The organism is Streptomyces sp. NPDC101393, from assembly GCF_044767385.1.
In the GTDB taxonomy this organism is placed as follows: domain Bacteria; phylum Actinomycetota; class Actinomycetes; order Streptomycetales; family Streptomycetaceae; genus Streptomyces.
In genome coordinates this window covers 888,891-915,229 of sequence record NZ_JBIWNU010000001.1, presented here as the reverse complement: position 1 = coordinate 915,229, position 26,339 = coordinate 888,891, and the positions used below count along the sequence as shown (strand labels likewise).

At 71.6% G+C, this 26,339-nt stretch carries 21 protein-coding genes; 15 read left to right on the top strand and 6 right to left on the bottom strand.

Annotated features, from left to right (window positions below; translation table 11 throughout):
* Positions 1–90: 90 nt before the first annotated feature.
* Both ACIRQ7_RS03965 and ACIRQ7_RS03960 read left to right on the top strand, forming a co-directional pair.
* Positions 91–1,719, top strand: a complete 1,629-nt coding sequence (locus tag ACIRQ7_RS03965; RefSeq protein WP_404259617.1) for a methylmalonyl-CoA mutase — start codon at positions 91–93, stop codon at positions 1,717–1,719.
* Positions 1,720–1,785: 66 nt separating this feature from the next.
* Positions 1,786–1,998 (top strand): hypothetical protein, encoded by a 213-nt coding sequence (locus ACIRQ7_RS03960; RefSeq protein WP_159470832.1) that lies wholly within the window; start codon positions 1,786–1,788, stop codon positions 1,996–1,998.
* A 33-nt stretch (positions 1,999–2,031) separates the two neighbouring features.
* Here ACIRQ7_RS03960 and helR read toward each other — a convergent pair whose 3' ends face one another.
* Together helR and ACIRQ7_RS03950 are read right to left on the bottom strand one after the other, a co-directional pair.
* Positions 2,032–4,218: an RNA polymerase recycling motor ATPase HelR gene (gene helR, locus ACIRQ7_RS03955; protein ID WP_404259615.1), complete on the bottom strand. Its 2,187-nt coding sequence runs from the start codon at positions 4,216–4,218 to the stop codon at positions 2,032–2,034.
* Positions 4,219–4,766: 548 nt separating this feature from the next.
* Positions 4,767–5,468, bottom strand: coding sequence for a FadR/GntR family transcriptional regulator (locus ACIRQ7_RS03950; RefSeq protein WP_401462162.1), 702 nt, complete (start codon positions 5,466–5,468; stop codon positions 4,767–4,769).
* Positions 5,469–5,600: 132 nt separating this feature from the next.
* Here ACIRQ7_RS03950 and ACIRQ7_RS03945 point away from each other — a divergent pair, with 132 nt between their 5' ends.
* Positions 5,601–6,116, top strand: coding sequence for a gluconokinase (locus ACIRQ7_RS03945; protein WP_404259613.1), 516 nt, complete (start codon positions 5,601–5,603; stop codon positions 6,114–6,116).
* Positions 6,117–6,212: 96 nt separating this feature from the next.
* Entirely contained in the window at positions 6,213–7,610 is a 1,398-nt protein-coding gene (locus ACIRQ7_RS03940) for a gluconate:H+ symporter (RefSeq protein ID WP_404259611.1), read from the top strand.
* A 153-nt stretch (positions 7,611–7,763) separates the two neighbouring features.
* Here ACIRQ7_RS03940 and ACIRQ7_RS03935 read toward each other — a convergent pair whose 3' ends face one another.
* Positions 7,764–9,344 (bottom strand): FAD-dependent monooxygenase, encoded by a 1,581-nt coding sequence (locus ACIRQ7_RS03935; protein ID WP_404259609.1) that lies wholly within the window; start codon positions 9,342–9,344, stop codon positions 7,764–7,766.
* Positions 9,345–9,382: 38 nt separating this feature from the next.
* Here ACIRQ7_RS03935 and ACIRQ7_RS03930 point away from each other — a divergent pair, with 38 nt between their 5' ends.
* On the top strand, positions 9,383–10,123 hold the full coding sequence (locus tag ACIRQ7_RS03930) for a TetR/AcrR family transcriptional regulator C-terminal domain-containing protein (protein WP_404259607.1): 741 nt from the start codon (positions 9,383–9,385) through the stop codon (positions 10,121–10,123).
* A gap of 52 nt (positions 10,124–10,175) precedes the next feature.
* Here the strand turns inward: ACIRQ7_RS03930 and ACIRQ7_RS03925 are convergent, their stop codons facing one another.
* The 3 genes from ACIRQ7_RS03925 to ACIRQ7_RS03915 are packed head-to-tail and all read right to left on the bottom strand — an operon-like array spanning position 10,176 to position 13,722.
* Positions 10,176–11,354, bottom strand: coding sequence for an acyltransferase family protein (locus ACIRQ7_RS03925; protein ID WP_404259605.1), 1,179 nt, complete (start codon positions 11,352–11,354; stop codon positions 10,176–10,178).
* On the bottom strand, positions 11,351–12,706 hold the full coding sequence (locus tag ACIRQ7_RS03920; RefSeq protein ID WP_404259604.1) for a polysialyltransferase family glycosyltransferase: 1,356 nt from the start codon (positions 12,704–12,706) through the stop codon (positions 11,351–11,353). Before ACIRQ7_RS03920 ends, ACIRQ7_RS03925 begins: the two co-directional genes overlap by 4 nt.
* Positions 12,706–13,722 (bottom strand): glycosyltransferase family 2 protein, encoded by a 1,017-nt coding sequence (locus tag ACIRQ7_RS03915; protein ID WP_404259602.1) that lies wholly within the window; start codon positions 13,720–13,722, stop codon positions 12,706–12,708. Before ACIRQ7_RS03915 ends, ACIRQ7_RS03920 begins: the two co-directional genes overlap by 1 nt.
* Before the next feature lie 187 nt (positions 13,723–13,909).
* Between ACIRQ7_RS03915 and ACIRQ7_RS03910 the strand changes: the two genes are divergently transcribed.
* From ACIRQ7_RS03910 to ACIRQ7_RS03865, 10 genes are all read left to right on the top strand, one after another.
* The gene (locus ACIRQ7_RS03910; RefSeq protein WP_404259601.1) at positions 13,910–15,247 is read left to right on the top strand and encodes a DUF6716 putative glycosyltransferase; all 1,338 of its coding nucleotides are present in this window, start codon (positions 13,910–13,912) and stop codon (positions 15,245–15,247) included.
* 50 nt (positions 15,248–15,297) lie between these two features.
* On the top strand, positions 15,298–16,596 hold the full coding sequence (locus tag ACIRQ7_RS03905; protein WP_403667332.1) for a cytidylyltransferase domain-containing protein: 1,299 nt from the start codon (positions 15,298–15,300) through the stop codon (positions 16,594–16,596).
* Between the two features lie 79 nt (positions 16,597–16,675).
* Positions 16,676–17,620 carry an N-acetylneuraminate synthase family protein gene (locus ACIRQ7_RS03900; protein WP_404259599.1) on the top strand — a complete coding sequence of 315 codons (945 nt, stop codon included), beginning with the start codon at positions 16,676–16,678 and terminating at the stop codon, positions 17,618–17,620.
* 119 nt (positions 17,621–17,739) lie between these two features.
* Positions 17,740–18,852: a hypothetical protein gene (locus ACIRQ7_RS03895; protein ID WP_404260103.1), complete on the top strand. Its 1,113-nt coding sequence runs from the start codon at positions 17,740–17,742 to the stop codon at positions 18,850–18,852.
* A 139-nt stretch (positions 18,853–18,991) separates the two neighbouring features.
* The gene (locus ACIRQ7_RS03890) at positions 18,992–20,293 is read left to right on the top strand and encodes an amidohydrolase (RefSeq protein WP_401462194.1); all 1,302 of its coding nucleotides are present in this window, start codon (positions 18,992–18,994) and stop codon (positions 20,291–20,293) included.
* A 398-nt stretch (positions 20,294–20,691) separates the two neighbouring features.
* A complete protein-coding gene (locus ACIRQ7_RS03885; protein ID WP_401462197.1) occupies positions 20,692–21,723 on the top strand; it encodes a BMP family protein in 1,032 nt (343 codons plus the stop codon).
* Between the two features lie 65 nt (positions 21,724–21,788).
* Complete coding sequence (locus tag ACIRQ7_RS03880; RefSeq protein WP_404260101.1) at positions 21,789–23,423, top strand: ABC transporter ATP-binding protein; 1,635 nt, start codon at positions 21,789–21,791, stop codon at positions 23,421–23,423.
* The gene (locus ACIRQ7_RS03875) at positions 23,420–24,592 is read left to right on the top strand and encodes an ABC transporter permease (protein ID WP_401462200.1); all 1,173 of its coding nucleotides are present in this window, start codon (positions 23,420–23,422) and stop codon (positions 24,590–24,592) included. The genes ACIRQ7_RS03880 and ACIRQ7_RS03875 overlap by 4 nt, the downstream gene beginning before the upstream one ends.
* Positions 24,589–25,869: an ABC transporter permease gene (locus tag ACIRQ7_RS03870; RefSeq protein WP_404259597.1), complete on the top strand. Its 1,281-nt coding sequence runs from the start codon at positions 24,589–24,591 to the stop codon at positions 25,867–25,869. Before ACIRQ7_RS03875 ends, ACIRQ7_RS03870 begins: the two co-directional genes overlap by 4 nt.
* Positions 25,866–26,291, top strand: a complete 426-nt coding sequence (locus ACIRQ7_RS03865; protein ID WP_401462206.1) for a cytidine deaminase — start codon at positions 25,866–25,868, stop codon at positions 26,289–26,291. The genes ACIRQ7_RS03870 and ACIRQ7_RS03865 overlap by 4 nt, the downstream gene beginning before the upstream one ends.
* The last annotated feature ends 48 nt before the right edge of the window (positions 26,292–26,339 follow it).

Here is a 26,339-nt window from a genome sequence, read left to right as displayed (position 1 = left end):
TGTCGCGTGCCGCGCGCCCCCCGGCGAAGCGACCGGCAGGGGCACCTGCCGGTTCGGGCATCGGCACGGTCGACCGGGAGGCGTACACCCATGACGGGCGAGGCGGACGGGCGAGACGGGACGGCTGAGCCGCACGACACGGTGCGGCGGAACGAGAGCGGGCTGCCCGTCGCGCCGGTGTACGGGCCGGCGGCGCTCGCCGGCTGGGACGCCGACGGCAAGCTCGGCGCGCCGGGCAGCTACCCCTTCACGCGCGGCGTGTACCCGTCGATGTACACCACGCGCCCGTGGACGATGCGGCAGTACGCGGGCTTCGGTACGGCAGCGGAGTCCAATGCCCGCTACCGGCAGCTGATCGAGCACGGCACGACCGGGCTGTCCGTCGCCTTCGACCTGCCGACGCAGATGGGCCACGACTCGGACACCCCGATCGCGGCCGGTGAGGTCGGCAAGGTCGGGGTGGCCATCGACTCCGTCGACGACATGCGGGTGCTGTTCGACGGGATCGAGCTGGACCGGGTCTCGACGTCCATGACCATCAACGCTCCGGCCGCGCTGCTGCTGCTCCTCTACCAACTGGTGGGCGAGGAAGCGGGGGTGCCGGCGGACCGGCTGACCGGGACCGTACAGAACGACGTGCTCAAGGAGTACATCGCCCGCGGCACCTACATCTTCCCGCCGAAGCCGTCGCTGCGGCTGGCCGCGGACACCTTCCGCTACTGCCGGGCCGAGATCCCCCGGTGGAACACCATCTCGATCTCCGGCTACCACATGGCCGAGGCCGGTGCCTCGCCCGTGCAGGAGATCGCCTTCACGCTCGCCAACGGCATCGCATACGTCCGTGCCGCCGTCGCCGCCGGGATGGACGTCGACGACTTCGCGCCACGGCTGTCCTTCTTTTTCGTCTCCCGTACGACGCTCCTCGAAGAGGTGGCCAAGTTCCGCGCGGCGCGCAGGATGTGGGCCCGGGTGATGCGCGAGGAGTTCGGCGCGCGAGACCCCAAGTCGCTGATGCTGCGCTTCCATACGCAGACCGCGGGCGTCCAGCTCACCGCCCAGCAGCCGGAGGTGAATCTGGTGCGGGTCGCCGTGCAGGGCCTGGCCGCCGTCCTGGGCGGCACCCAGTCGCTGCACACCAACTCCTTCGACGAGGCCCTCGCGCTCCCGACGGACAAGTCGGCCCGGCTGGCGCTGCGGACGCAGCAGGTACTCGCGTACGAGAGCGATGTGACCGCCACCGTCGACCCGTTCGCCGGGTCCTATGCCGTCGAGTCGATGACCGACGAGACGGAGGCGGCGGCCCGCGAACTGATGGGCCGGGTGGCGGACTTGGGCGGGGCGGTGGCCGCGATCGAGCAGGGCTTCCAGAAGGCCGAGATCGAGCGCAACGCCTACCGCATCGCCCGGGAGACGGACGCCGGCGAACGCGTCGTGGTCGGCGTCAACCGCTTCCGGCTGGACGAGGAGGAGCCCTACGAAACGCTCCGCGTCGACCCGGCCCTGGAGGCCCAGCAGAGCGCCCGCCTGGCGGCCCTGCGGGCCGGACGCGACCGGCCCGCCGTCGAGAGGGCCCTGACCGGATTGCGGCGCGCGGCCCAGGGAACCGACAACGTCCTGTACCCGATGCGCGAGGCGCTGCGGGCGAAGGCGACGGTGGGCGAGGTGTGCGACGCGCTGCGCGAGGTGTGGGGGACGTACGTCCCGACGGACGCTTTCTGAGGGGGCGGCGGGTGGGTGCGGCGGGCGCCGGTGCGTGCCGGTCGCGGCCTGGGTCAGACTGGTCCCATGTCGTCACCCCGCCGCGCCTGCCCCATCTGCACCCGAGAGATCGCCGTTGTCGGCGGTCGTTTCGCCCGCCATGACCCGCCGGGGCGGCGGACGGTGCTGGAGTTGATCTCCTGTCCGGGGTCGCGTCGGATCGCGCCGATGATGGCGCCGGCCGAGAAGCTCTTCGACCCGGAGGAGCCGCCGATCCCGGGACAGCAGCCGCTGTTCTGAGGTGGGGCCCGCCCGGACGACGGGCCCCGGCGGTCAGGGCTGCCGCTGCCGCGGTGCCGCAGCGGACGCGGAGCTCGTGAGGATGACGAGCTGCTGGGTCGCACGGGTCATCGCGACATAGCGGTCGACGGCTCCTTCGATGCCGGTGCCGAATGCCTCCGGGTCGATGAGGACGACCAGGTCGAACTCCAGGCCCTTGGCCAGCTCCGGGGTCAGCGACCGGACGCGGGAGGTCGAACGGAACGCGGGATCGCCGATGACGCAGGCGATGCCGTCGGGATGGGCGGCGCGCCAGGTGTCGAGGACCGGGTCCAGCTCCGCGACGGATCCGTGGACGACGGGGATGCCGCTGCTGCGGATGGAGGTCGGCACATTGGCGTCCGGGAGCGCGGCGCCGATGACCAGCTCCGCCTCCGCCATGACCTCTTCCGGCGTGCGGTAGTTGATGCTCAGGGAGGCCACGGTGACCCGGTCGAGCCCGACCCGCTCCAGCCGCTCCTGCCACGACTCGGTGAACCCGTGCCTGGCCTGCGCACGGTCCCCGACGATGCTGAAGCTCCGGGACGGGCAGCGGAGCAGCAGCATCTGCCACTCGGCGTCGGTCAGTTCCTGGGCCTCGTCCACGACGATGTGCGCGAACGGGCCGGCGAGCAGGTCCGGTTCGGCGCCGGGCAGCGCGCTCTCGTCGATCAGGGTGTCCTGCAGGTCCTGCCCGTGCAGCATCCCCATCGCGCCTTCGCTCTCGTCGATCTCGACGTTCTGCAGCAGGCTGTCGATGGAGTCGGCCCTGCGCGCACGTTCCGCGGCGACGGACGCCTCGTGCCGGCGCCCCCGCGCGGACGCCTCCGGGTCGCCGAGCCGCTGCCGCGCCGCGTCCAGGAGCGGCAGATCGGACACCGTCCAGGCCTGGGCGTCCGCCCGCTGGAGCTTGCGCACGTCGTCGGGGCCGAGCTGCGGGGCGCACTTGCGCAGGTAGGCCGGTACCGACCACAGATCTCCGACGAGGTCGGTCGCTTCGAGCATCGGCCACGCGCGGTGGAGGGTGCTGATCAGCTCCCTGTTCTGCAGCAGCGACCGCCGGAGCAGCTCGGGGGAGGCGTCGCTGTCGTCCTTGTCCATCAGGAGGGTGACCAGCTCCTCCTGGATCTGGTCGCGCGCCTCGTTGTGCGGAGTGCCTGGTTCGACCGCTTCGAACGCCGCGGCCCAGTCGTCGGCGCTCAGCCAGATGTCGGACCAGTGGGTCTCGACCGTCATTCCCTTGGCGGGCGGCTCCTCGTAGATGCCGACGGCCGGTTCGATCGCCTTCACCAGGTCCGCTGACGACTTCAGGAGCGCCACCTCCGGGTCGGCCTCGACCGCTGCTCCGGCTCCCTCGGCCACCAGGTCGCGCAGGGTGCAGGTCTGCACGCCCTCCTCGCCGAGGCTGGGCAGGACATCGGCGACGTAGTTCAGGTAGGGCCGGCTCGGGCCGATGAACAGCACCCCTCCCCGGCGGTGGCCGAGGCGCGGGTCGGAGTAGAGGAGGTGGGCGGCGCGGTGCAGGGCGACGACGGTCTTGCCGGTGCCCGGACCGCCGTCGACGACGAGAGCGCCGCGGGACCCCGCGCGGATGATGGCGTCCTGGTCGGACTGGATGGTGGAGAGCACGTCCCGCATGCGGCTCGATCGGTTGCTGCCCAGGCTCGCGATGAAGGCGGACTGGTCGTCGAGGGCGGCGTGCCCGTCGAGCCCGTCGGCGGTGAACACCTCGTCCCAGTAGTCGCTGATCCGGCCGCGGGTCCAGCGGTACCTGCGGCGGCTCGCCAGACCCATCGGGTGGGCGTGGGTCGCCGCGAAGAACGGCTCGGCCGCGGGGGAGCGCCAGTCGAGCAGCAGCCGGCGCCCGGTGGTGTCGGTGAGGCCGAGCCGTCCGATGTACACGGGCTCGGGGTGGTCCGCAGGGACGATGTGGCCGAGGCAGAGGTCCAGGCCGAAGCGGCGCAGGGCGCGCAGGCGCCCGGTCAGCCGGTGGACCTCCGTGTCCCGGTCCATCGCCTCCCGGCCGATGCCGCCGGGCGCCCTGCGCGTGGCATCGAGGCGGTCGGACAGTTCGGCGATGGTCTGCGCGAGGCTCTCCGCGAGGGCCGCGAAATGCCCCTCGTCGCCGTCGATCAGGGCCGGGTCGGCCTTGGGGGCGAGGCGGTCGGGAAGGTCGAACGCGCTGGTGGTCAGGGGGTTCATATGCCTCAGCTCCGGTTCTGAATCGCCGCCGCGGCGGTCGGCGCGCACAGCCGCGTCCCGGTGCCGGTCGCCCGCACCCGCGGTGCGCGTCCCCTCGTCGGCTCGACGCCACCGCACCACCTGGGAACCGACAAAAACGAACGCACTTCGCGAATCTCCCATTTCTGCAGGTTCTGGCTTCGAGCCGCGATTCTGCACCAGGGCGGGGGCCTTGCCGCAAGCCCCCCAGTGCGCTATAAGTTGAAAGTGGCAAGGAGCGGTGATCGCTCTTTGCCTTTCTCTTTTTCTCCCTCGTCCGCTCCGGACGGACCGGTTCTCCGCGCATCGGCGGCACCCCGTGTACGGCGGCCGTCGGGCCAGGCCGGCCGAGGAGGGTCTCCCGGGCGGCGTAAATTTCCCGAACGGCGCGGCCCCCGGGGGCCGTTGACGAAACGCCCCGACGAAACGCCCCGACGAAAACGCCCCGACGAAAACGTCCCGCCGGAGGCGCCCGACGGAAGCGGTACCGGGCCGTGTGTGGCGGGCGAATGTGCTGCCGGGATCCCCGACTACGGTGCGAGGACGTCGAGTTCGGCCATGGCGCCGATGGTGATCTCGCGGGTCAGGGCCTCGGCGCGGGCCGCGTCGCCGGTGCGTACCGCCTCGGCCACCTGGACGTGCAGGGTGACGGCCGCCGGGTCGGGGTCGGTGAACATCACATGGTGCTGGGTGCGGCCGGTCAGGACGGCGGCGACGACGTCGCCGAGCCGGGCGAACATCTCGTTGCCGGAGGCGCGCAGCACCACCCGGTGGAAGGCCGTGTCGTGCACGAGGTAGGCGTCGAGCTGCTGGCCGCGTGAGGTGGACACCATGCCCATGGCGTGTTCGGTGAGTTCGGCGCACTGCTCGGGGGTGGCGTGCGTGGCGGCGAGTCCGGCGGCGACCGGTTCGACGGCGGAGCGCAGCACGGTCAGGGAGCGCAGCTGCCGGGGGCGGTCCCGGCCGGCCAGCCGCCAGCTGATGACCCGCGGGTCGTAGACGTTCCACTCCTCGGTGGGGCGGACCGTCACCCCGACCCGGCGTCGTGAGGCGACCAGTCGCATCGACTCCAGTACCCGGATCGCCTCGCGGATGACCGTGCGGGAGACGTCGAAGCGCTGCTCCAGTTCGTCGGTGCGCAGGATCGTGCCCGGAGGGTAGTCGCCCGCGGTGATCGCCGGCCCCAGGGACTCCAGCACGCGTGCGTGCAGTCCCTTCCCCTCGTTCTCCATGGTGCCCAGCCTACGTTCCCGACCCGTGACGCAATAAGTATGACGTTTGCATCACAGACTCTTGAATACGTCGTACCTAATAGGTTTCAGTGGGGGGCGCAGCAGGTCAATGAAGACAGCGAGGTAATCGGGATGAGCACCCCCCACGTCATCGTCGTCATGGGTGTGGCAGGCACCGGCAAGACGACGATCGGCCCGCTCGTGGCCGCCGAACTGGGCGTCCCGTACGCCGAGGGCGACGACTTCCACCCGCCGGCCAACATCGACAAGATGTCGGCGGGCACCCCGCTGGACGACAGCGACCGCGGACCGTGGCTGGATGCCATCGGCGCCTGGGCCCACGACCGGGCCGGACACGGCGGCGTCGTCAGCAGCTCCGCGCTCAAGCGTGCCTACCGCGACCGGCTGCGCGCCGCCGCCCCCGGTGTGGTCTTTCTGCACCTCACGGGCGACCGCGCGCTGATCGAGGAGCGGATGGCCGAGCGCAAGGGCCACTTCATGCCGACCGCACTCCTGGACTCCCAGTTCGCCACCCTCGAACCGCTCGGTGCGGACGAGGCGGGCGTGGGCGTCGACGTGTCCGGCACCCCGCAGGAGATCGCGCTCCGGGCCGTCGCCGCGCTGCGCGAGCTCGCGCCGGTCGGCTAGCCGCCGCACCACCGCACCACCGCGCCCGGGTTCCGCGGGCGCCGCAGTACCCCCGCCGTCCCCTCTCCCCTCCCTCCGTCAAGCAAGGGAATCGCCGTGACTCATCTCAGCGTCGAGATGCTCGCAGCGGATGCGACCGCGCCGATCACCTCGGCCGGACATGCGCAGTTGGGCATCGCCGTCGTGGCCGGCATAGCCGCCATCGTCCTGCTCATCACCAAGTTCAAGGTGCACGCCTTCCTGTCGCTGATCATCGGTTCGCTGGTGCTCGGCGCGGTCGCGGGAGCGCCGCTCGACAAGGCCATCGCGAGCTTCTCCACCGGGCTCGGTGAGACCGTCGCCGGCACCGGCGTACTGATCGCGCTGGGCGCCATCCTCGGCAGGCTGCTCGCCGACTCCGGCGGCGCCGACGAGATCGTCGACACGATCCTGGCCAAGGCGAGCAAGCGGTCGATGCCGTGGGCGATGGTGCTGATCGCCGGGGTCGTCGGGCTGCCGATCTTCTTCGAGGTCGGCATCGTGCTGCTGATCCCGGTCGTGCTGCTGGTCGCCAAGCGCGGCAACTTCTCGCTGATGCGGATCGGCATCCCGGCGCTGGCCGGCCTGTCCGTCATGCACGGGCTGATCCCGCCGCACCCCGGCCCGCTCGTCGCCATCGACGCGGTCGGCGCGAACCTGGGCATCACCCTCGCCCTCGGTGTGGTCGTGGCGATCCCGACGGCGATCATCGCCGGCCCCGTCTTCTCCCGCTACGCGGCCCGTTGGGTGGACATCCGCCCGCCGGAGAACATGGTGCCCGAGCGCGCTTCCGACGATCTCGAAAAGCGCCCCGGCTTCGGCATCACCGTCGCCACCGTGCTGCTGCCGGTCGTGATGATGCTGGCCAAGGCCCTGGTCGATGTGGTCGTCGACGATCCGAAGGACACCGTCCAGCGGGTCTTCGACGTGGTCGGCTCGCCGCTGATCGCGCTGCTGACCGCCGTCATCGTCGCGATGTTCACCCTGGGCCGGGCGGCCGGCTTCAGCAAGGGCAGGATCGCCACCACCGTCGAGAAGTCGTTCGGTCCGATCGCCGGGGTCCTGCTGATCGTCGGCGCCGGCGGCGGCTTCAAGCAGACGTTGGTGGACGCGGGCGTCGGCCAGATGATCCTGGAGATCTCCAAGGACTGGAACATTTCCACCCTGCTGCTGGCCTGGCTGATCGCGGTCGTCATCCGGCTCGCGACCGGCTCCGCGACGGTGGCCACCATCTCCGCCGCCGGTCTGGTCGCCCCACTCGCCGCGGACATGAGCACCACGCATGTGGCGCTGCTGGTCCTGGCCATCGGCTGCGGCTCGCTGTTCTTCAGCCATGTCAACGACGCGGGCTTCTGGCTGGTGAAGGAGTACTTCGGGATGAGCGTCGGCCAGACCTTCAAGACCTGGTCGATCATGGAGACGCTGATCTCGGTCGTCGGCATCATCTGCGTGCTGCTGCTGTCGCTGGTCCTGTAGGCCCCCACCAGGGACCGGAACTCCCGGACCCGAGAACCCCTGGGCGGATCACCGCCCCGGGCGCCCACCCCCCTCCGGCGCCCGTTCCCGCACGAGGCCGTACCGGCGACATCCGCCGGTACGGCCTCGTGGCTCATGGGGGTGTCCGGCCGCTCACCGGCCCGCCGGCTGCGGGGCGCCCGCGCCGACGTACGGGGCGAGCGCGGCCGCCGCGTGCGCGGTGGCGTCCTCGGCGGGCGCCGCCAGCGCGATATAGCCGTCGGGACGGACGAGGAACAGGCCGGGGCCGTTGCCGTACGCGTCGCGGAGGTGGCCGTCGGGGTCGAGGAGGTCGGGGGCGGGGCCGCCCGCGTGGACGATGCGCAGCAGCGCCGGGCCGGCCGGCAGCGCTGCCGGGTCGAGGGTGACCTCGCCGAGGGCGAGCAGGGTGAAGTGCGGGCCCTGGAAGACGTCGAAGAGGCGGGTGGCGGTCCCGTCGGCGGTGGTGCAGGGCGCGTCGGGGGCGCGGTCGCCGGCCCGCAGGGCGCCCTCGGGGATGTCCGTGCGCAGCTCGTGGGTGAGGGGGCTGTCCCGGTAGCCGATGTCGAGCTGGTGCAGGTCCCTGCCGCGGCGCATCGAGCGGGTGACGTGCAGCCGGGTGCTGGTCTCCAGGATGCCGGCGGCGATCGGGCGGCGTTCGGTTTCGTAGCTGTCGAGGAGGGTGTCGGGTGCGTCGTGCCGCAGCACCTGGCCGAGCTTCCAGCCGAGGTTGTAGGCGTCCTGCACGCTGGTGTTGAGGCCCTGGCCGCCGGCCGGGGAGTGGATGTGGGCCGCGTCGCCGGCCAGGAAGATCCGGCCGAAGCGGAAGCGGTCCGCCATTCCGGCCTTCGGGCGGAAGAGGGAGGTCCAGTGGACCTCGCCGACCTGGTCCCGGCCGAGGTGGGTACGGGCCGCGATCCGGTCCCGCACGGCGTCGGCGGAGGCCTCCGGCTGGTCGTCGGCGGCCATGGTCATCAGTTGGAAGTGGTCGGTGCCGGCGAGCGGGAGGAGGGCGGTGAAGGCGCCGGACGGCTGCGTCCAGCGGTGCCAGTGGTCCCGGTCGAGGCCGTCGACGGACACATCGGCGAGCAGGGCGAGGCCGGTGGGCAGGGACGGGCCGCTCATGCCGACGCCCAGGGCCCGGCGGACGGTGCTGCGGCCGCCGTCGGAGGCGACGAGATAGCCGGCGCGGACGGTCCTGACGCTGCCGTCGGCGAGCGTGAGGCGGGCGGTCACCTCGTCCGCGTCCTGCTCGAACGAGGTGAGTTCGGTGCCCAGCAGTACGCCGCCGCCGAGTTCCTCCAGCCGCGCGCGGAGCAGTTCCTGGTTGCGCCACTGCGGGATCATCAGGCCGTTGGAGTAAGGGACGGCGGGCGTCGGGTCGACGTGTTCGAGCATCGCGAACACCGAAGTGATCCGGCCGTCTTCCCACAGGGCCGTGTCCGGGTAGCGGCCGCCGGACGCGAAGACGGCGTCGAGCACCCCGAGGTCGTGGAAGACCTCCTGGGTGCGCGGCTGCAGGCCGGTGCCGCGGGCGCCGGGGGAGAGGCGGTCCTGCCGCTCGATGACCAGGGCGCGGATGCCGCGCCGGGCGAGGTCGATGCCGAGGGCGAGGCCGGTCGGGCCGGCGCCGACGATCAGCACCTCAAGGGGAGCGCCGTCCAGGGCATCAGGGATGGCTGCGCCGAGGACGTCCTTAACGTTGTTAAGTTCCATGTTCAGGAGGATGGCCTTAACGGTGTTAAATTGTCAACATGGCATCGCGACTCGACCGGAACCTGGTGGTGGAAACCGCCCTGCGGCTGCTGAACGAGGTGGGCCTCGACGGGCTCACCCTGCGCCGCATCGCCAAGGAGCTGAACGTCCAGGCACCCGCCCTGTACTGGCACTTCAAGAACAAGCAGGCGCTGCTCGACGAGATGGCGACCGAGATGTTCCGGCGGATGACCGACCCGCTGACGGGGCCGCGCACGGTTCCGAGCGACCTCGGCGACACCTGGCAGGAAATGCTGGGCCTCACCTGCTCGGCGCTGCGCCGCGGACTGCTCGGCTACCGCGACGGCGGCAAGGTCTTCAGCGGTACGCGGATGACCGACGAAAGCTACGCCGGGCCGCTCGACCTCATGATGCGCCGGCTCACCACATCGGGCTTCGGCGTCGGCGAGGCGGCACACGCCTGGTGGACCGCGTACAACTTCACCATCGGGCTGGTCATCGAGGAGCAGTCGATCTACCCGGAGCCGGGGAAGCCGGAGACCCGCGATCCGGCCTACGACGTCGAGGACCGCGAGCAGCGGCTGGGCGTGAGCTATCCGCTGGCCGCCCTGGCGGGCCGGGAGATGTTCGGCGACCTCGACCGCAGCTTCGAGGCCGGAATGCGGATCGTCATCGCGGGGATCGAGGCCACCAAGGGCCGGGAGGAGGCCACCATGGGCCGGGAGGGGGCCGCCATGGGCCGGGAGGAGGCCATCAAGGGCCGGGCGGAGGGCAGTTGAGGGCCGGTGGTTGACGGGGCAGGGGTGGCGGGCCGGGACCGCCACCCCGCCGTCAGAGGGCGGTCCGCTGCTTGGGCACGACCGGCCGCTTCGGGTCGATCGACCGTTTCAGGACGGGGGTGAGCGGGCGCTCCACCCAGCGGTGCATCACCCACGCGAGCAGCAGCATCAGCCCCACGGTCAGTGGCAGCGTCGCGTACGACGGCAGGCCGGCGCCCTGGTGCAGGGCCCGGACGACGACCCAGCCCAGATGCTCGTGCACCAGATAGAACGGATAGGTCAGCGCCCCGGCGACGGTCAGCCAGCGCCAGTTCGCCCGGCGCAGCTTGCCCAGGGCGACCGCCGCGACCAGCCCGAAGCCGATCGTGACGACGGCGATGATGCCCGCCGCCGAACGGTAGGAGAAGGCCGTGGCCGACGGTGCGTGCCAGAGCCCGCGGACCGCGTAATGCTGCCCGATCAGCCAGCTGACCAGCACTATCGCCCAGGCGATCGGGTCCCGGGCGCCATAGCGGTGCAGCAGGTACAGCCCGACGCCGCCGATGAAGAACGGCGCGTACTCCGGCATCAGGACCACGTCGAGGAACGGCTGGTGGGCGGCCTGCGCCAGCGCGGCCGCCAGCGTCCAGCCGGCGCAGAAGAGCACGACCCGGCCGCGGGTGGCGCCCGGCAGGACGACGCAGAGCGCGAAGAGCGCGTAGAACCGCATCTCGGCCCAGAGCGTCCAGCACACGCCCAGCACCCGGTCCACGCCCAGCGGCTGCTGCAGCATGGTCAGGTTGGTCAGCACATCGCTGGGTGCGAGCGCCTCGTAGGCGACCCATGGCAGTGCGAAGACGGCGGTGACCAGGAGGACCGCTACCCAGTAGGCCGGGTAGAGGCGGGAGATGCGGGAGGCGAGGAAGGCGCGCAGGGTGCGCCCCCAGCCGCTGAGGCAGATCACGAAGCCGCTGATCACGAAGAAGATCTGCACACCGAGGCAGCCGTAAGCGAACAGGCCCGAGGCGGTCGGGAATTGCTGAGCCGGTGAGCCGCCCCAGGCCTGCGATATCTCGCCGCTGCGTCCCCCGTAGTGGTACGCGGCGACCATCAGGGCGGCCAGCAGCCGCAGCCCGTCGAGGGCGCGCAGCCGCGAGGGGCCGCGCGCCCGGCCCGCCGTGCCGGCGGCCGCCGCGGCGCCGGGAGCCGGATCGGGGACGGCGGGCGCGGGGGCCGTCAGCTGGGCACTCATCCGAACGCGGCCCGCTTCCTCAGACGCCGCTGGACGGCCCGCGCACGGCGCGCGACCCTGCGGACGGTGGCATTGCGCGGAAGGAACGAGAGCTGGGCCGGGACCGCGCCCGGCAGCGCCAGCGACGTGAGCCGGCGCCGCTTGAAGTAGCGCCAGGTCCGCTGGTCGAGGTGGGCGGACAGATAGCGCTCGGCCTCCGGCCGCAGCTGCGGGTAGATCTGGTGCTGCATCGCATAGCCGACGGTGGCGACCAGACCGGCGATGGCTGCGGGGGCGGCCGCGGTCCGCGGGCGCTCGCCGCGGTCCGCGAGGTCCGGCACCAGCGCGTCGACGAGGGTGACCGGTACCCGGTTGCTGTTCTGGTACGGGGTGAGCCGCTCCAGCAGGAGCCCGGTGCCGGTGCGCGCGGTCGGCAGGTCGTAGAAGGTGGCCGCGGTGAGCAGCGCGGTGGAGAAGCAGCCCACGACCAGCGCGGGCCGCATCCGCTGGTAGAGGACCTCGGCCAGCACCGGGCTGTCGAGCACCAGCAGCTCGACGTCCAGCTTCTCGGCCTCCCGCTCCAGCATCCGGGACCAGCGGGAGGGCGCGGACGGATGCGGTTTGAAGACGACCTGGCGGTGGCCGCGCTCGGCGGCGCCGCGCACCATCCGTACGTGCAGCTGCTCCTCCTCTTGCGCGGTGAGGATGTCCAGCGCGGAGAGGTACTGGCCGAGCAGCAGCGCGCCGCCTTCCGGGAGGTCCAACTCGCCGCCCGCATCGGAGAGTTCGGCAAGCACCTTGGTGAAGGCGTCGGTCGGTACGGTCTGCGGGGTGACGTCGAATTCGGTCAGCAGCAGGGGCGTCAGGCCCGGCACCAGGTCCAGGTGCAGCAGGCGGCCGATGCGGGTGCCGACCAGCGGGTCGAGCTTGTTGCGGGTGGGGCCGTAGCTCATCAGGCCGTCGGCGTAGACGTCGATGGGCGCGTCGGGGAACAGCTGGGCCAGCGCGAGCGCCGGGTTGACCTGGATGGACTCCACGATCAGCTCGACATGGTCGTCGCCGAGACCCCACAGGAGCCGCAGGTAGCGCTCCCACAGGGGGACGTCGTTGGCCCGGGGGGACCAGCCGCCGGGGTGGAAGGGGCTGATCGTGTCGTTCCACGACAGGACCCGGGTGAAGCGGCCGCGCAGCCGCTCGAAGCCGGGCATCGAATCCAGCGTCGCGCCGGTCTCCGGGATCGCGGTGTTGTTGCTGATCAGCAGCATGCGGCGGTCGGCCGGCGCGAAGCAGTCGGCGTCCAGTGCGGCGGCTAGGGTCGCCGCGCCGTAGGGCGTGGACGCCATGAAGATCTGGGTGCGGGGTCGGTCGGTCATCAGGCCGCGGCCTCCGTCGTGGGGGTGCCGCCCTGGCCGAGCGGCGTCGAGGCCTTGGGGGAGGGGCGGCGGCGCAGTCGCCGCAGCCGGGACGCGCGCTGCGCATCCATCGAATCCAGGGCTTCTTTCAGTGCGTTCTGCGGCATGCGTTTCATGGCCGCGGCGCTCATCGAACGCAGGGTGCGGGCGACCTGCGGTTCGAACCGCTCGATCGATCCGAGGTGGTGGGAAATGATCGCGCAATAGGTGCGCACGGCTTTCGGCAGCAGCAGGTCCGCGTCGCGGTCCCGCGCCGTCTCCTCGATCACCTGGTCGAAGGCGCGAATGAAGTCCAATTGCCGCACGTCCCCGATCTGGGTCAGGGACGACGCCACTCCGCGCCGGTAGAAAACGCCGAGCAGGCCGACCACCGCCATGGACTCCGCCTCGCGGTGCAGCCGCCAGATCCACGGCCGGTCCTCCGCGGTCCGCAGGCCGTGCGTGAAGTGCAGCAGCCCGTTGTCCAGCAGCCGGCGGTGGTAGATGCCGGCCCAGGCGTAGGCGTAGTCGACGGAGGTGGAGCGGTCGGCGGGCAGGATCAGCGCGCGCGGGTCCAGCACGACACCGCGGCGGCCGTGCGGGACACGGTGCACGGTGCGGTTGCGGGCGGTGCACTGCACATGATCGGTGCGGACGAAGTCACATCCCAACCCCTCGATGGCACCGAGGAGTTCGGTGAAGTAGCCGGGCGCGAGCCAGTCGTCGCCGTCGAGGAAGGTGACGTATTCGCCGCGGGCCTCGTCCAGGCCCGTGTTCCGGGCGGTGGCGAGGCCGCCGTTCTGTTCGTGGTGCAGCAGTCTGGCGCCCGGCAGCTCGCGTTCGGCGCGCTCGAGGATCTGCGGCGTTTCGTCACGCGAACAGTCGTTGACGAGGAGGAATTCAAAGTCCTCGCGGGCATTTGCCGCCAGGCTCTTGAGGGTGTCGGGCGCGTATGTCTGCACGTTGTAGAACGGCACGATGACGGAGAGCTTAACCACCCGAGTGACATTAGGTGCGGCGCCGGCATTCGTCTTTACCGGGCGAGGGCTTCCGGGTGAACGAAGAATGTCGGGATGGTTAACCAGGCCGTTCCACGGGCCGGTTCGCCATTCGTCGACCCGCTGTTAACCCTTTGTTGCGACCCAGTTGGCCCGCGAAACGGAATGCCTTCCTAGCGTCATCGTCGTGCCATCACGTACCTCTTCAACGCCGCGAGTTGCCGTACTCGCCGACTCGGACACCCGTTGGAAATGGGGCGCTTTGACAGCGTACCGAATTCAACCGGGCGCCCGGCTCGACGGGTTCCTGCTGCGTGGCCGCGCCACTCCCACCGTCCGCCAGCTCGAAGAGGTCGGCGCCCGTGCGGCGACGCTGCGCGAAATCAGGGGCGTGGACTTCGTCCGGACCATCGACCGCACGCAGTACGACATCGTCGTGCTGTCCTGCGTCGGCGGCGCGGTGCAGGCCATGCTGCACGGCCTCGCCCGCTCCTGGGCCGGAGCGGGCAGCCGCCCCGTCGTCGTCACCGGCTACGTGGGCGTGGTCTACGAGAAGCTCGCGGACGGGCTGCTGCTGCGGCACGGCGCGGACGTCGTCCTCGCCAACTCCCGGCACGACGCGGACCGTTTCCGCGACGTCTACCGCGGGGTCGGCGCCGATGGCGCCGCCGTCGTCGAATGCGCCCTGCCCTTCCTCGGGGGCGCGCCGCACGCCGGCGAAGGCACGGTCGGCACCGTGGTGTTCGCCGCCCAGCCGTCCGTACCGGAGAGCCGCGCCGACCGGACGTACCTGCTGCGCAGGGCCGCGGAACACGCCCGCAAGCACCCCGACCGCGAGGTGCTGATCAAACTCCGCAGCAAACCCGGTGAGCACACCACGCACATCGAGGAACTGCCCTACCAGAAGCTCGGCACCAAGCTGCCGGGCGGACTGCCCGCCAACTGCCGCCTGGTGTACGGGAACATGGGCGAGGTCCTGGACCGCACCGACCTCATGGTGACGGTCAGCTCGACCGCCGCCCTGGAGTCCCTGCACCGCGGCATCCCCACCGCCGTCCTCACCGACCTCGGCATCCGTGAGGCCCTCGGCAACCACCACTTCCTCGGCTCCGGCTGCCTGGCCTCCTGGGACGAACTCGACGCCGGACACCGGCCGGCGCCGGACCCCGACTGGCTCGCCCGCCAGGGAGTCGCCGCTGGGGGTCCCCCCTCTGGGGGAGGTTCGTACGAGAGCGCCTTCGACGCCGCCCGCGCCAAGGTCACCGCCCTGCGCACCGCCGACCGGCTGCCGCCCCTCGCCCCCTACTACACCCCGCGCACCGCCCCCGGCTACCTCCCCCAGATCCTCGCCCGGCACGGCCTCGACCCGCACGGCGAACCCCTCGCCGGCCACACCGAGCCCGACGCGCGGACCGGCGGACTGCGCCAGGTCGCCCGCGACACCGTCCGCGAGGCCGCCCGGGGCGCCTACCGCCACGGCGTCCAGCGTGTCGCCCCCGCCATCCGCCGCTGGGGGCAGCTGTGAGCACCCCGACCAGCCCCCGGAGCCCGTACGGCCCCCGGAAGGAGCCCGCAATGCCGCACAGCCCACAGGACCGGCAGCGTCCGCAGAACCGGCCGACCGTCGTGGCCGTCATCCCCGCCCGCGGCGGATCCAAGGGGGTGCCCGCGAAGAACCTCGCCGCCGTCGGGGGAGTGCCCCTGGTCGCCCGCGCGGTCCGTGAATGCCGCGCGTCCCGCCTGGTCACCGACGTGATCGTGTCCACCGACGACGCCGGGATCGCGGCCGCGGCGCGCGGCGCCGGAGCCCTCGTCGTACGCCGCCCCGGTGACATCGCGGGCGACACCGCCACCAGCGAGGCCGCCGTCCTGCACGCCATGGACACCTACGAGGCCGAGCAGGGCAACCCCGTCGACGCGGTGCTCCTCGTCCAGTGCACCAGCCCCTTCCTGGTCCGCGAGGACATCGACGGCGTGGCCGCCGCGGTCGTCGAGGACGGCGCGGACAGCGCGCTGACCGTCGCGCCGTTCCACGGCTTCGTCTGGCGGGCCGACGAATACACCGCGGACGACGCGGGCGCGCCCCTCGCGCGGGGCGCGGCCGGCGCGGCGATCCCCGCGCAGACCACCGCCACCGTCACCACCGCAGGCGGCTACGGCGTCAACCACGACAAGTCCTTCCGCCCGCGCCGCCAGGACCGCCCGCAGGACCTGCTGGAGACCGGCGCCGCCTACGCCATGGACGCGGCCGGCTTCCGCAGCAGCGGCCACCGCTTCTTCGGCCGCACCGAACTCGTCCGCACGGACGCCGCCCGGGTGCTGGAGGTCGACGATCCGCACGACCTCGCCCGCGCCCGCGCGCTCGCGCCGCTGCTGGACGCTCCCCGCCCCGGCGCCCTCCCCACCAGCGAGGACGTCGACGCGGTGGTACTCGACTTCGACGGCACCCAGACCGATGACCGGGTGCTGATCGACGCCGACGGACGGGAGATCGTCGCCGTGCACCGCGGCGACGGCCTCGGCATCGCCGCGCTGCGCACGGCGCGGCTCGAACTGCTGATCCTGTCCTCGGAGAAGAACCCGGTCGTCGCCGCACGGGCCCGCAAGCTGCAGGTTCCCGTACTGCACGGCATCGACCGCAAGGACCTCGCACTCAAGCAGTGGTGCGAGGAGACGGGCATCGCGCCGGAGCGCGTGCTCTACGTCGGCAACGACGTCAACGACCTGCCGTGCTTCGACCTCGTCGGCTGGCCGGTGGCCGTCGCCGGGGCGCACGACGTCGTGCGCGGCGCCGCCCGCGCGGTCACCGCGACGCCGGGCGGCAGCGGAGCGATCCGCGAGATCGCCTCCTGGCTCCTGGGCCCGTCCCTCTGACCGGCAGGCCCCCTTACCCCTGCACCCCCTCACCCCGATTCCCCTTCACACCCCTTACCCACACAGAAGGAACCTCCCCATGAGCAACACCTCCCGCCTCCGCACCCTCGGCGACCGCGAGGCCGGCCCCGGCCGCCCCGTTTACGTCACCGGCGAGATCGGCATCAACCACAACGGCGACCTGGAGAACGCGTTCGCCCTGATCGACGCCGCCGCCGACGCCGGCTGCGACGCCGTGAAGTTCCAGAAGCGGACCCCGGAGATCTGCACCCCGCGCGACCAGTGGGACATCGAGCGCGACACCCCGTGGGGCCGGATGACCTACATCGACTACCGCCACCGCGTGGAGTTCGACGAGGACGGCTACCGCGCCATCGACGAGTACTGCAAGAAGCGCGGCATCGCGTGGTTCGCCTCCCCGTGGGACGTCGAGTCCGTCGACTTCCTGGAGAAGTTCGACGTGCCCTGCTACAAGGTCGCCTCCGCCTCGCTGACCGACGACGACCTGCTGCGCGCCATGCGCGCCACCGGCCGCACCGTCATCCTCTCGACGGGCATGTCCACCCCCAAGCAGATCCGGCACGCCGTCGAGGTCCTGGGCAGCGACAACATCCTTCTCTGCCACGCCACGTCGACGTACCCGGCCAAGGCCGAAGAGCTCAACCTCCGCATGATCAACACCCTGCAGGACGAGTACCCGAACGTCCCGATCGGCTACAGCGGCCACGAGACCGGCCTGCAGACCACCCTCGCCGCGGTCGCCCTCGGCGCCGCCTTCGTCGAGCGGCACATCACCCTCGACCGCGCCATGTGGGGCTCCGACCAGGCCGCCTCCGTCGAGCCGCAGGGCCTGACCCGCCTGGTCCGCGACATCCGCACCATCGAGGAGTCCCTCGGCGACGGCGTCAAGAAGGTCTACGAGAGCGAGCTCGGCCCGATGAAGAAGCTGCGCCGCGTCTTGGGCGTCGTCGCCGACAACGAGTCCCGTGAGACCGCCGCCGACCGCGAGCCGGCGGCAGTCTGACGGACCACGGGAGGACCGTCGTGAGCTCACGCGAAGGGACCCGTGCCGAGCCGTCCGCGCCCGGCACGCAGGTTCCGCCCCAGGAGGCGGCGGGTACTCCCGCCCGCCGTCTCCTGGGGGTGCCCCGGCAGCGCAACCGGCCCGCACCCTCCGACGGGCGGGCGGGCACCGCGGGGCCGGACACCGCCACCCTTGCCTTCGTCGAGAGCCCGGTGCAGCTGCTGAACGTCCTGGAATGGGCGCACACCGCACAGGCCGGCGCACTCACCGTCGTCGTGCTCTCGCCGCACGACCCGATGACCCGCGGCCAGCTGCGCCGGATGGCGGAACTCGCCCGCGACGAGGGCCACGCCGTGCGCTGGGAAGAGGCCCGCGGCGGTCCGACGGCCCCCCTGCGCACCGTCGGAGGGCTCACCCCGCTGCTCCGCAAGGCGGGCCGGATCGTCATCGGCGACCCGTTCTCCCGCTACGTCCAGCTGCTGCTCACCCTCACCCGGGCCCGCGACCTGGTCGTGGTCGACGACGGCACCGCCACCATGGAGTTCATCTCCCAACTGGCGCGCGGTGAACGGCTGGTGCGCTGGCACCGGCACGGCAGCGGGCGCGGCCCCCGCGACCTGGTCTTCGCGCCCTTCTCGGCCGTCGCGCGCCGCCGGCTCACCCCGGTCGCCGAGGGCGGCGCCCGCACCGTCGGCCTCTTCAGCTCGATGCCCGTCGAACCGCCGCCCGGCGTGCGCGTCACCGCCAACGAGTTCGCCTGGACCCGCGCACGCTTCGGGCCGCCCCGGCTGACCCGCGCCGCCGACATCGTCGGCACCTCGCTCGTCGAGACCGGCGTCGTGGACACCGAGCGCTATCTGGAGGCGGTCCGCGCCCTGGCCCGTACGCACGGCGCCACCCGCTACTTCGCGCACCGCCGGGAGAGCACCGACAAGCTGCACCGGCTGCACAACGAAACCGGGCTGGAGGTCGTCCGCCCCGACCTGCCGCTCGAACTGATCGCCCGGCGCGGCCCCATCGGACGGCTGATCCTCAGCTTCCCCTCGACCGTCGTGCACACCCTGCCGCTCGCGCTGCTCGGCACCGAGGTCAAGGTCGCGGTCTGTGACATAGACCCGGCGTGGCTGACCGATCATGCCTCGCCGCGTGCCCAGGGGTTCCTGGACGGTGTCACCGGCACCGCCCGCGACGTGCAGCGACTCCCCTCCACCTCCCGTATGGCCACCGGATGAAGCCAGAGGTCATACCCTCCCCTTCATCCATCCATGCGCCACCCAGTCGAGATTTTCTTCCCCTAACGGGCTGAACTTTTGTTGATCGAAGGACAGTTGCCCGGCGGAGGCCCGTAACCTCCGATAGGTGAACCACTTGATGTCCCCCGAAGCAGACGGCGCCGAGATCCCCGCTCCCACCCCCGCCGGGGTCCCCCTCCCCGGCGTGCTCTCCGAGGCACTACGCAGTGAACTCAGCGCCTTCCGCCGCGACTTGCACATGCACCCCGAGCTCGGCAACCAGGAGTTCCGGACCACCGCCGCGCTGAAGGACCGGCTGGAGCGGGCCGGCCTGCGGCCGCGCGTCCTGGCCGTCGGCACCGGCCTGGTGTGCGACATCGGCACGGAACCCGGCGCGTGCATCGCTACGCCACCCGCCGCGGACATCGGCACGGAACCCGGCGAGGACAGAGCCGCCGCCCCCGCCCGCCCCCTGCTGGCGCTGCGCGCGGACATCGACGCCCTGCCCATCCCCGACACCAAGACCGTCGCCTACCGCTCCACGGTCCCCGACCGCGCGCACGCCTGCGGCCACGACGTGCACACCACCGTCGTCCTCGGCGCCGGCCTGGTGCTCGCCGAGCTGGCCCGCGCCGGCCGGCTGCCGCGCCCGGTGCGGCTGATCTTCCAGCCCGCCGAGGAGGTGCTGCCCGGCGGCGCACCCGATGCGATCGAGTCCGGCGTGCTGGAAGGCGTCGGCCGGATCCTGGCCGTGCACTGCGACCCGCACGTGGACGCGGGCCGGATCGGGCTGCGTACCGGCGCGATCACCTCGGCCTGCGACCGGCTGGAGGTCGAGCTGGACGGGCCCGGCGGCCACACCGCCCGCCCGCACCTGAGCACCGACATGGTCACCGCCGCCGCCCGCGTCGCCCTGGACGTCCCGGCGCTGCTGGCCCGCCGGGTCGACGCGCGGGCCGGCTTCGCCGTCACCTGGGGCCGGCTGCAGTCCGGGCACGCCTGCAACGTCATCCCGCAGCACGCCGAGCTCTCCGGCACCGTCCGCTGCCTGGATCTGCAGGCCTGGCGCCGGGCCCCCGACCTGGTGCACGCGGCGATCGACGAGGTCGCCACCCTGCACGGCGCCAAGTCCCAGATCACCTACGTCCGCGGTGTCCCCCCGGTCGTCAACGACGCCGGCGCCGTCCAGCTCCTGCACGACGCGATGGCCGCCCGCCGCGGCGCCCACGCCATCGAGGGCACCGAACAGTCCCTCGGCGGCGAGGACTTCTCCTGGTACCTGGAACACGTCCCGGGCGCCCTGGCCCGCCTGGGCGTCGGCCGGCCCGGCGCCGCCGGCCGCCATGACCTCCACCGCGGCGACTTCGACGTGGACGAGCACGCCATCCAGGTCGGCGTCGAACTCTTCACGGCCGCGGCGCTGCTGGACGCGGCTCACTGACGACCGGCGCGCTCGGCGCCGTCCGCACGACCGCAGCCCTCCACGGGCAGGCCCGCGCCCCGGGCCTGCCCGGCGACGCCCGCGCGCGCTGCCGGCTTCCCCCAGCCGCCCGCCCGGAGCCGCCCGCCATGACCTGCCCGGGACGTCCCCGGCGACGCCCCCGCGCGGGCCGTGTCCGTTTCCTCCCGCGCCGCCGGGGGCGTCGGCCGGCTCCTCTTGCCATGGGCCTTCGCGCAGGGGACCGGCCGCCCCCGGCCCCGCCCCGGCCATGTTTCGTCCGGTCCCTACGCCTCGAATCGATAACGTCCACGCCGTGGAGGGTTTTGCGCCAGGTCTACGCGCGTTAATCTCCCGTGAAGCCAGCGCCCCTGGGGCGCTTCGAGCGAAGGGAAGGCCCCGTGCGTCGGGTCATCAGGATTGCCGCCGCGGCCACCGCCACCGCGGTCCTCGCGCTCACCGCGACCGCCTGCGGGCAGAGTTTCGCCGAGGCCAACCGTGCCAAGCACGCCGGCGTCGGGCTCGCCTTCGACATCGGCGGGCGCGACGACCACTCCTTCAATGAGGCGGCCGCCCGCGGGACGGAGAAGGCCGAGAAGAAGCTGGGCGTCAACGTCAAGATGCTCACCGCCAAGAACGGCGAGACCGAGGCGGACCGCGAGCAGCGGCTGACCTCCTTCGCCGAGGCCGGTTACAACCCGGTCATCGGCGTCGGCTTCGCCTACAGCCAGTCCGTGCAGAACGTCGCGAAGGACTTCCCCGACACGACGTTCGGGGTCGTCGACGCGGTGCCGGAGGGCAAGAACGTCGATGCGATGGTCTTCGCCGAACACGAGGGCTCGTATCTGGCGGGCGTCGCCGCGGCGCTGAAGAGCAAGAGCCACAAGGTGGGCTTCATCGGTGGCGTGAACAACGCGCTCATCCAGAAGTTCCAGGCCGGATTCGAGCAGGGCGTACGCGACACCGACCCGCAGGCCAAGGTCACCTCGCAGTACCTCTACCCGAACAACGACAAGGGGTTCAACGACCCGGGCGCCGCCAAGGCCAAGGCCGCGGGCATGCTCGACAGCGGTATCGACGTGATCTACACGGCCGCCGGGCAGTCGGGTGCCGGATCCATCGAGGAGATCAGCAAGCACAAGGGTGCCTGGGCGATCGGCGTGGACTCCGACCAGTACCGCCAGGCAGGCCTTTCGCAGTACAAGAACTCCATCCTCACCTCCGTGGTGAAGAACGTCGATGTGGCGGTCTACGACCTGATCAAGAGCGTCGAGGACGGCAAGCCACTGACGGGCGTCCACAGCTACGACGTGAAGATGAACGGCGTCACCCTCGCCACGTCGGGCGGCTTCATCAAGGACATCCAGCCGCAGATCGACGCGGCCCGGACGAAGATCGTCGAGGGCAAGGTGAAGGTCAAGGAGACGCCGTAGCTGGGGGCAAGAGCCGCCGACCTTCTCGTTTTCTTCCGCTCCTTCACCCCTGAGGGGAGTGCGCCATCAACGCAGCACCCACGAGCGGCGGCCCGGCCGAACCGGCCGCCCCCGCCGTAGAACTCCGCGGAATCACCAAACGGTTCCCCGGCGTCGTGGCCAACCACGACATCCACCTCACCGTGCGCCGCGGCACCGTCCACGCCCTGTGCGGCGAGAACGGGGCCGGCAAGTCCACCCTGATGAAGATCCTCTACGGCATGCAGAAGCCGGACGAGGGCACCATCACGCTGGACGGCGAGCAGGTCCCGCTGGCCACCCCGGCCGACGCGATCGCCCGCGGCATCGGCATGGTGCACCAGCACTTCATGCTGGCCGACAACCTCACCGTCCTGGAGAACACCGTGCTCGGCGCGGAGAAGCTGCACGGCATCTCCGGCGGCGCGCGCGCCAAGATAAAAGAGATCTCGGACGCCTACGGGCTCAACGTCCGGCCCGATGTCCTGGTCGAGGACCTCGGCGTCGCCGACCGGCAGCGCGTGGAGATCCTCAAGGTCCTCTACCGCGGTGCCCGCACCCTGATCCTCGACGAGCCGACGGCCGTCCTCGTCCCGCAGGAGGTCGACGCGCTCTTCGACAACCTGCGTGAGCTGAAGTCCGAGGGCCTGACGGTCATCTTTATCTCCCACAAGCTGGGCGAGGTGCTCTCGGTCGCCGATGACATCACCGTCATCCGGCGCGGCACGACCGTGGCCTCCGTCAAACCGGCCGACACCACCTCGAAGCAGCTGGCCGAGCTGATGGTCGGCAGCGAACTGCCGTCCCCCGAGACCCGCGAGTCGACCGTCACGGACGTGCCGATGCTGGAGGTCGGTGAGCTGCACCTGTCGGCCACCGACTCCGACGGCGTGGTCCGCACCGTCCTCGACGGCATCTCGCTGACCATCCACAAGGGCGAGGTGCTGGGCGTCGCCGGCGTCGAGGGCAACGGCCAGGCCGAGCTCGTCGAGGCCGTCATGGGCATCCGCGAGCCGGACCGCGGCACCGTCACCCTGGACGGCGCGGATCTGACGCGCGCCACGACCCGCAAGCGCCGCGAGGGCGGCATCGGCTACATCCCCGAGGACCGGCACCGGCACGGCCTGCTGCTGGAGGCGCCGCTGTGGGAGAACCGCATCCTGGGGCACGTCACCGAACGCCCCAACAGCAAGGGCAAACTGCTGGACCTGGCCGGGGCGCGTAAGGACACCCGCCGGATCGTCGACGAGTACGACGTCCGCACCCCCGGCGTCGAGGTCACCGCGGCCTCGCTCTCCGGCGGCAACCAGCAGAAGCTGATCGTCGGCCGCGAGATGAGCCACCAGCCCAAGCTGCTGATCGCCGCGCATCCCACCCGCGGCGTCGATGTCGGCGCGCAGGCGCAGATCTGGGAACAGATCCGCGAAGCGCGCCGCGAGGGCCTGGCGGTGCTGCTGATCTCCGCCGACCTGGACGAGCTGATCGGCCTGTCCGACACCCTGCGGGTGATGTACCGCGGCCGGCTGGTCGCCGACGCGGACCCCGCCGTGATCACCCCGGAGGAGTTGGGCTCCGCCATGACCGGTGCCGCAAGCGGCCACCTCACCGCGGAAGAGACCGGTGCGGACGAGAACCGTGCGGACGAGAACCGTGCGGACGGGGACGGAGGTGAGACGGCATGAGCACCGCCACCACGCCGCGCCCCGACGCGGAAGCGATCGCCCGGAGCGCCACCCGGGACAAGGTGATCCTCGCGATCGCCGCGCCCGTCCTGGCCATCGTCGCCGCGATAGTGATCAGCTCGCTGGTGTTCCTCGCCTCGGGCGAGAACCCGTTCCGGGCCTACGGGATCATGGCCGATTACGGTCACTACAGCGACAGCCAGGTCTGGATCATCAACAAGGCGGTGCCGTACTACCTTTCGGCACTGGCGGTCGCCATCGGCTTCCGGATGAACCTCTTCAACATCGGTGTCGACGGCCAGTACCGCCTCGCGGCCTTCGCCGCGGCCGCGGTCGGCGGCGCCATCGCCCTGCCCGGCGCGCTCCAGATCATCCTGCTCATCGTCATCGCGATGCTGGTGGGCGCCATCTGGTCAGGTATCGCGGGCCTGTTGAAGACCACCCGCGGCGTCAGCGAAGTGATCACCACGATCATGCTGAACTCCATCGCCGCCTCGATCATCGGCTACTTCCTGCAGGACGGCCGCCTCGCCATCAAGGACGGCAACCTCCTGCACACCAAGTTCCTCCCGGAATCCAGCCACTTCTTCTCCTTCCCGACCCACCCCAAGCCGGTCTACGGCTTCGTGGTGATCGCGATCGTGGCGGGCGCGCTGTACTGGTTCCTGCTCAGCCGCACCCGCTTCGGCTTCGACCTGCGCGCCGTCGGCGCCTCCGAGTCGGCGGCCGAGGCCAGCGGTGTCAGCGTCAAGCGCATGATCGTCATCAGCATGCTGCTGTCCGGGGCGGCGGCCGGCCTGGTCGGTATGCCGACCCTGCTCGGCGAATCGTTCCAGTACGGCACGGACTTCCCGGCGGGCATCGGCTTCACGGGTATCGCCATCGCGCTGCTCGGCCGCAACCACCCGGTCGGCATGGCGTTCGGCGCCCTGCTGTGGGCGTTCCTCGACCGCACCGGCTCCCGGCTGGAGTTCGAGGGCTACGCACAGGAGATCGTCGGCGTCATCCAGGGCGTCATCGTGCTGTGCGTGGTCATCGCCTACGAGGTCGTGCGCCGCTACGGACTGAGTCTCCAGCAGCGCAAGGTCGGCGAGGAACTGGCCGCACTGTCCCGCGGGTCCGGCAACAGCGGCACCGACAACAACGACAAGCCGGAGGTGTCGGCGTGAGTGTGGACCTCAAGCCCGCGGCGAAGCCCGCGGTCCCCGGGAAGGGCGGCCGTCGCAAGCTGACCTACCCCTGGGTCCTGCTGATCATCGCCGTCGGACTGGTCGCGGTCTCCGCACTGCGGGCCCTCACCGGCACCGGCGACCTCACCTCCACCGGCCAGTTCGGCGCCGCGCTCAGCGCCGCCGTGCCGATCGGCCTGGCCGGTCTGGGCGGTCTGTGGTCGGAGCGGGCCGGCGTGGTCAACATCGGCCTCGAAGGCATGATGATGCTCGGCTCGTTCGCGGCCGGCTGGATCGGCTGGCAGCACGGGCCGTGGGCCGCCGCGCTGGCCGGCGTCATCGGTGGTGCCCTCGGCGGTCTGATCCACGCCGTCGCCACCGTCACCTTCGGCGTCGACCACATCGTCTCCGGTGTGGCGATCAACATCCTGGCGCTCGGCGCGACCCAGTATCTGGCCACGCTGTGGTTCGGTGCCGAGGGCAGCGCCGCGGCGGCCGCCGGCGGTAACGACAAGCAGTCCCCGCCGATGCCCGACATGCCGACGTTCACCATCCCCGGGCTGTCGGACTGGCTGAACTCGATCGAGGGCCATCACTGGTTTCTGGTCTCCGACACCGCCGGCATTCTCGGCGCGGTGGTCACCGGTGTCTCCTGGCTCACCGTCCTGACCGTCGTGCTGTTCATCGGCAGCTTCTACCTGCTGTGGCGCTCGCCCTTCGGTCTGCGGCTGCGCTCCTGCGGCGAGGCCCCGGTCTCCGCCGAGACCCTGGGCGTCAACGTCTACCGCTACAAGTACGCGGCGGTGCTGGTCTCGGGAGCGCTCGCCGGACTCGGCGGTGCCTTCCTCTCCATCGGCGTGCACTTCTACCAGGACGGGCAGACCGGTGGCCGCGGCTATATCGGCCTGGCCACGATGATCTTCGGCAACTGGCGGCCGGGCGGCGTCGCGATGGGCGCCGGACTGTTCGGCTTCATGGACGCCATGCAGCTGCGCAGCGGCGGCCCGACCGTGCACGCCCTGCTGCTGGGCCTCGCGGCGCTGCTCGCGGTGCTGGCCCTGCTGCGGCTGCGCTCCGCCAAGCGCACCCAGGCCGTCGTCGCGGCGACCGTCGCGGCGCTGCTGGTGATCTGGTACTTCCTGGTCGACACCGTGCCGCTGGAGCTCGTCGAGGCCAGCCCGTACATCGCCACCCTGCTCGTGCTGGCGCTGTTCTCCCAGCGGCTGCGGCCGCCCAAGGCGAACGGCAAGCCCTACCGGCGAGGACAGGGCGCATGACAGAACCGGTGCCGGTCGACTGGACCGCACTGCGCGCGCAGGCCCGGGACGCGATGTCCCGGGCCTACGCCCCGTATTCCGGTTATCCGGTGGGCGCCGCCGCCCTCGTCGACGACGGCCGCACTGTCACCGGATGCAATGTCGAGAACGCTTCGTACGGTCTCGGGCTGTGCGCCGAATGCGGCCTGATCTCCGCCCTGTTCGCGGGCGGTGGCGGCCGGCTGACGGCATTCACCTGCGTCGACGGGGAGGGGCAGCTGCTGGTCCCGTGCGGACGGTGCCGGCAGCTGCTGTGGGAGCACGGCGGCCCGCAACTCCAGGTGGACACGGCGGCCGGTATCCGCCCGTTGACGGAGCTGCTGCCGGACGCCTTCGGGCCCGGACATCTCTCCGGCCGCCCCTCCGGCCCGCTCCCCGGATAACGCGGGCCGTGGTTCCCGGCCGCCTTCCCTCGCCTCTCTCCTGTCTAT

Bases quoted from the DNA above. Each gene is read 5' to 3' on its own strand.
- ACIRQ7_RS03965 (WP_404259617.1), top strand. From the start codon at position 91: ATGACGGGCGAGGCGGACGGGCGAGACGGGACGGCTGAGCCGCACGAC.
- ACIRQ7_RS03960 (WP_159470832.1), top strand. From the start codon at position 1,786: ATGTCGTCACCCCGCCGCGCCTGCCCCATCTGCACCCGAGAGATCGCC.
- helR (WP_404259615.1), bottom strand. From the start codon at position 4,218: ATGAACCCCCTGACCACCAGCGCGTTCGACCTTCCCGACCGCCTCGCC.
- ACIRQ7_RS03950 (WP_401462162.1), bottom strand. From the start codon at position 5,468: ATGGAGAACGAGGGGAAGGGACTGCACGCACGCGTGCTGGAGTCCCTG.
- ACIRQ7_RS03945 (WP_404259613.1), top strand. From the start codon at position 5,601: ATGAGCACCCCCCACGTCATCGTCGTCATGGGTGTGGCAGGCACCGGC.
- ACIRQ7_RS03935 (WP_404259609.1), bottom strand. From the start codon at position 9,344: ATGGAACTTAACAACGTTAAGGACGTCCTCGGCGCAGCCATCCCTGAT.
- ACIRQ7_RS03930 (WP_404259607.1), top strand. From the start codon at position 9,383: ATGGCATCGCGACTCGACCGGAACCTGGTGGTGGAAACCGCCCTGCGG.
- ACIRQ7_RS03925 (WP_404259605.1), bottom strand. From the start codon at position 11,354: ATGAGTGCCCAGCTGACGGCCCCCGCGCCCGCCGTCCCCGATCCGGCT.
- ACIRQ7_RS03920 (WP_404259604.1), bottom strand. From the start codon at position 12,706: ATGACCGACCGACCCCGCACCCAGATCTTCATGGCGTCCACGCCCTAC.
- ACIRQ7_RS03905 (WP_403667332.1), top strand. From the start codon at position 15,298: ATGCCGCACAGCCCACAGGACCGGCAGCGTCCGCAGAACCGGCCGACC.
- ACIRQ7_RS03900 (WP_404259599.1), top strand. From the start codon at position 16,676: ATGAGCAACACCTCCCGCCTCCGCACCCTCGGCGACCGCGAGGCCGGC.
- ACIRQ7_RS03890 (WP_401462194.1), top strand. From the start codon at position 18,992: ATGTCCCCCGAAGCAGACGGCGCCGAGATCCCCGCTCCCACCCCCGCC.
- ACIRQ7_RS03875 (WP_401462200.1), top strand. From the start codon at position 23,420: ATGAGCACCGCCACCACGCCGCGCCCCGACGCGGAAGCGATCGCCCGG.
- ACIRQ7_RS03865 (WP_401462206.1), top strand. From the start codon at position 25,866: ATGACAGAACCGGTGCCGGTCGACTGGACCGCACTGCGCGCGCAGGCC.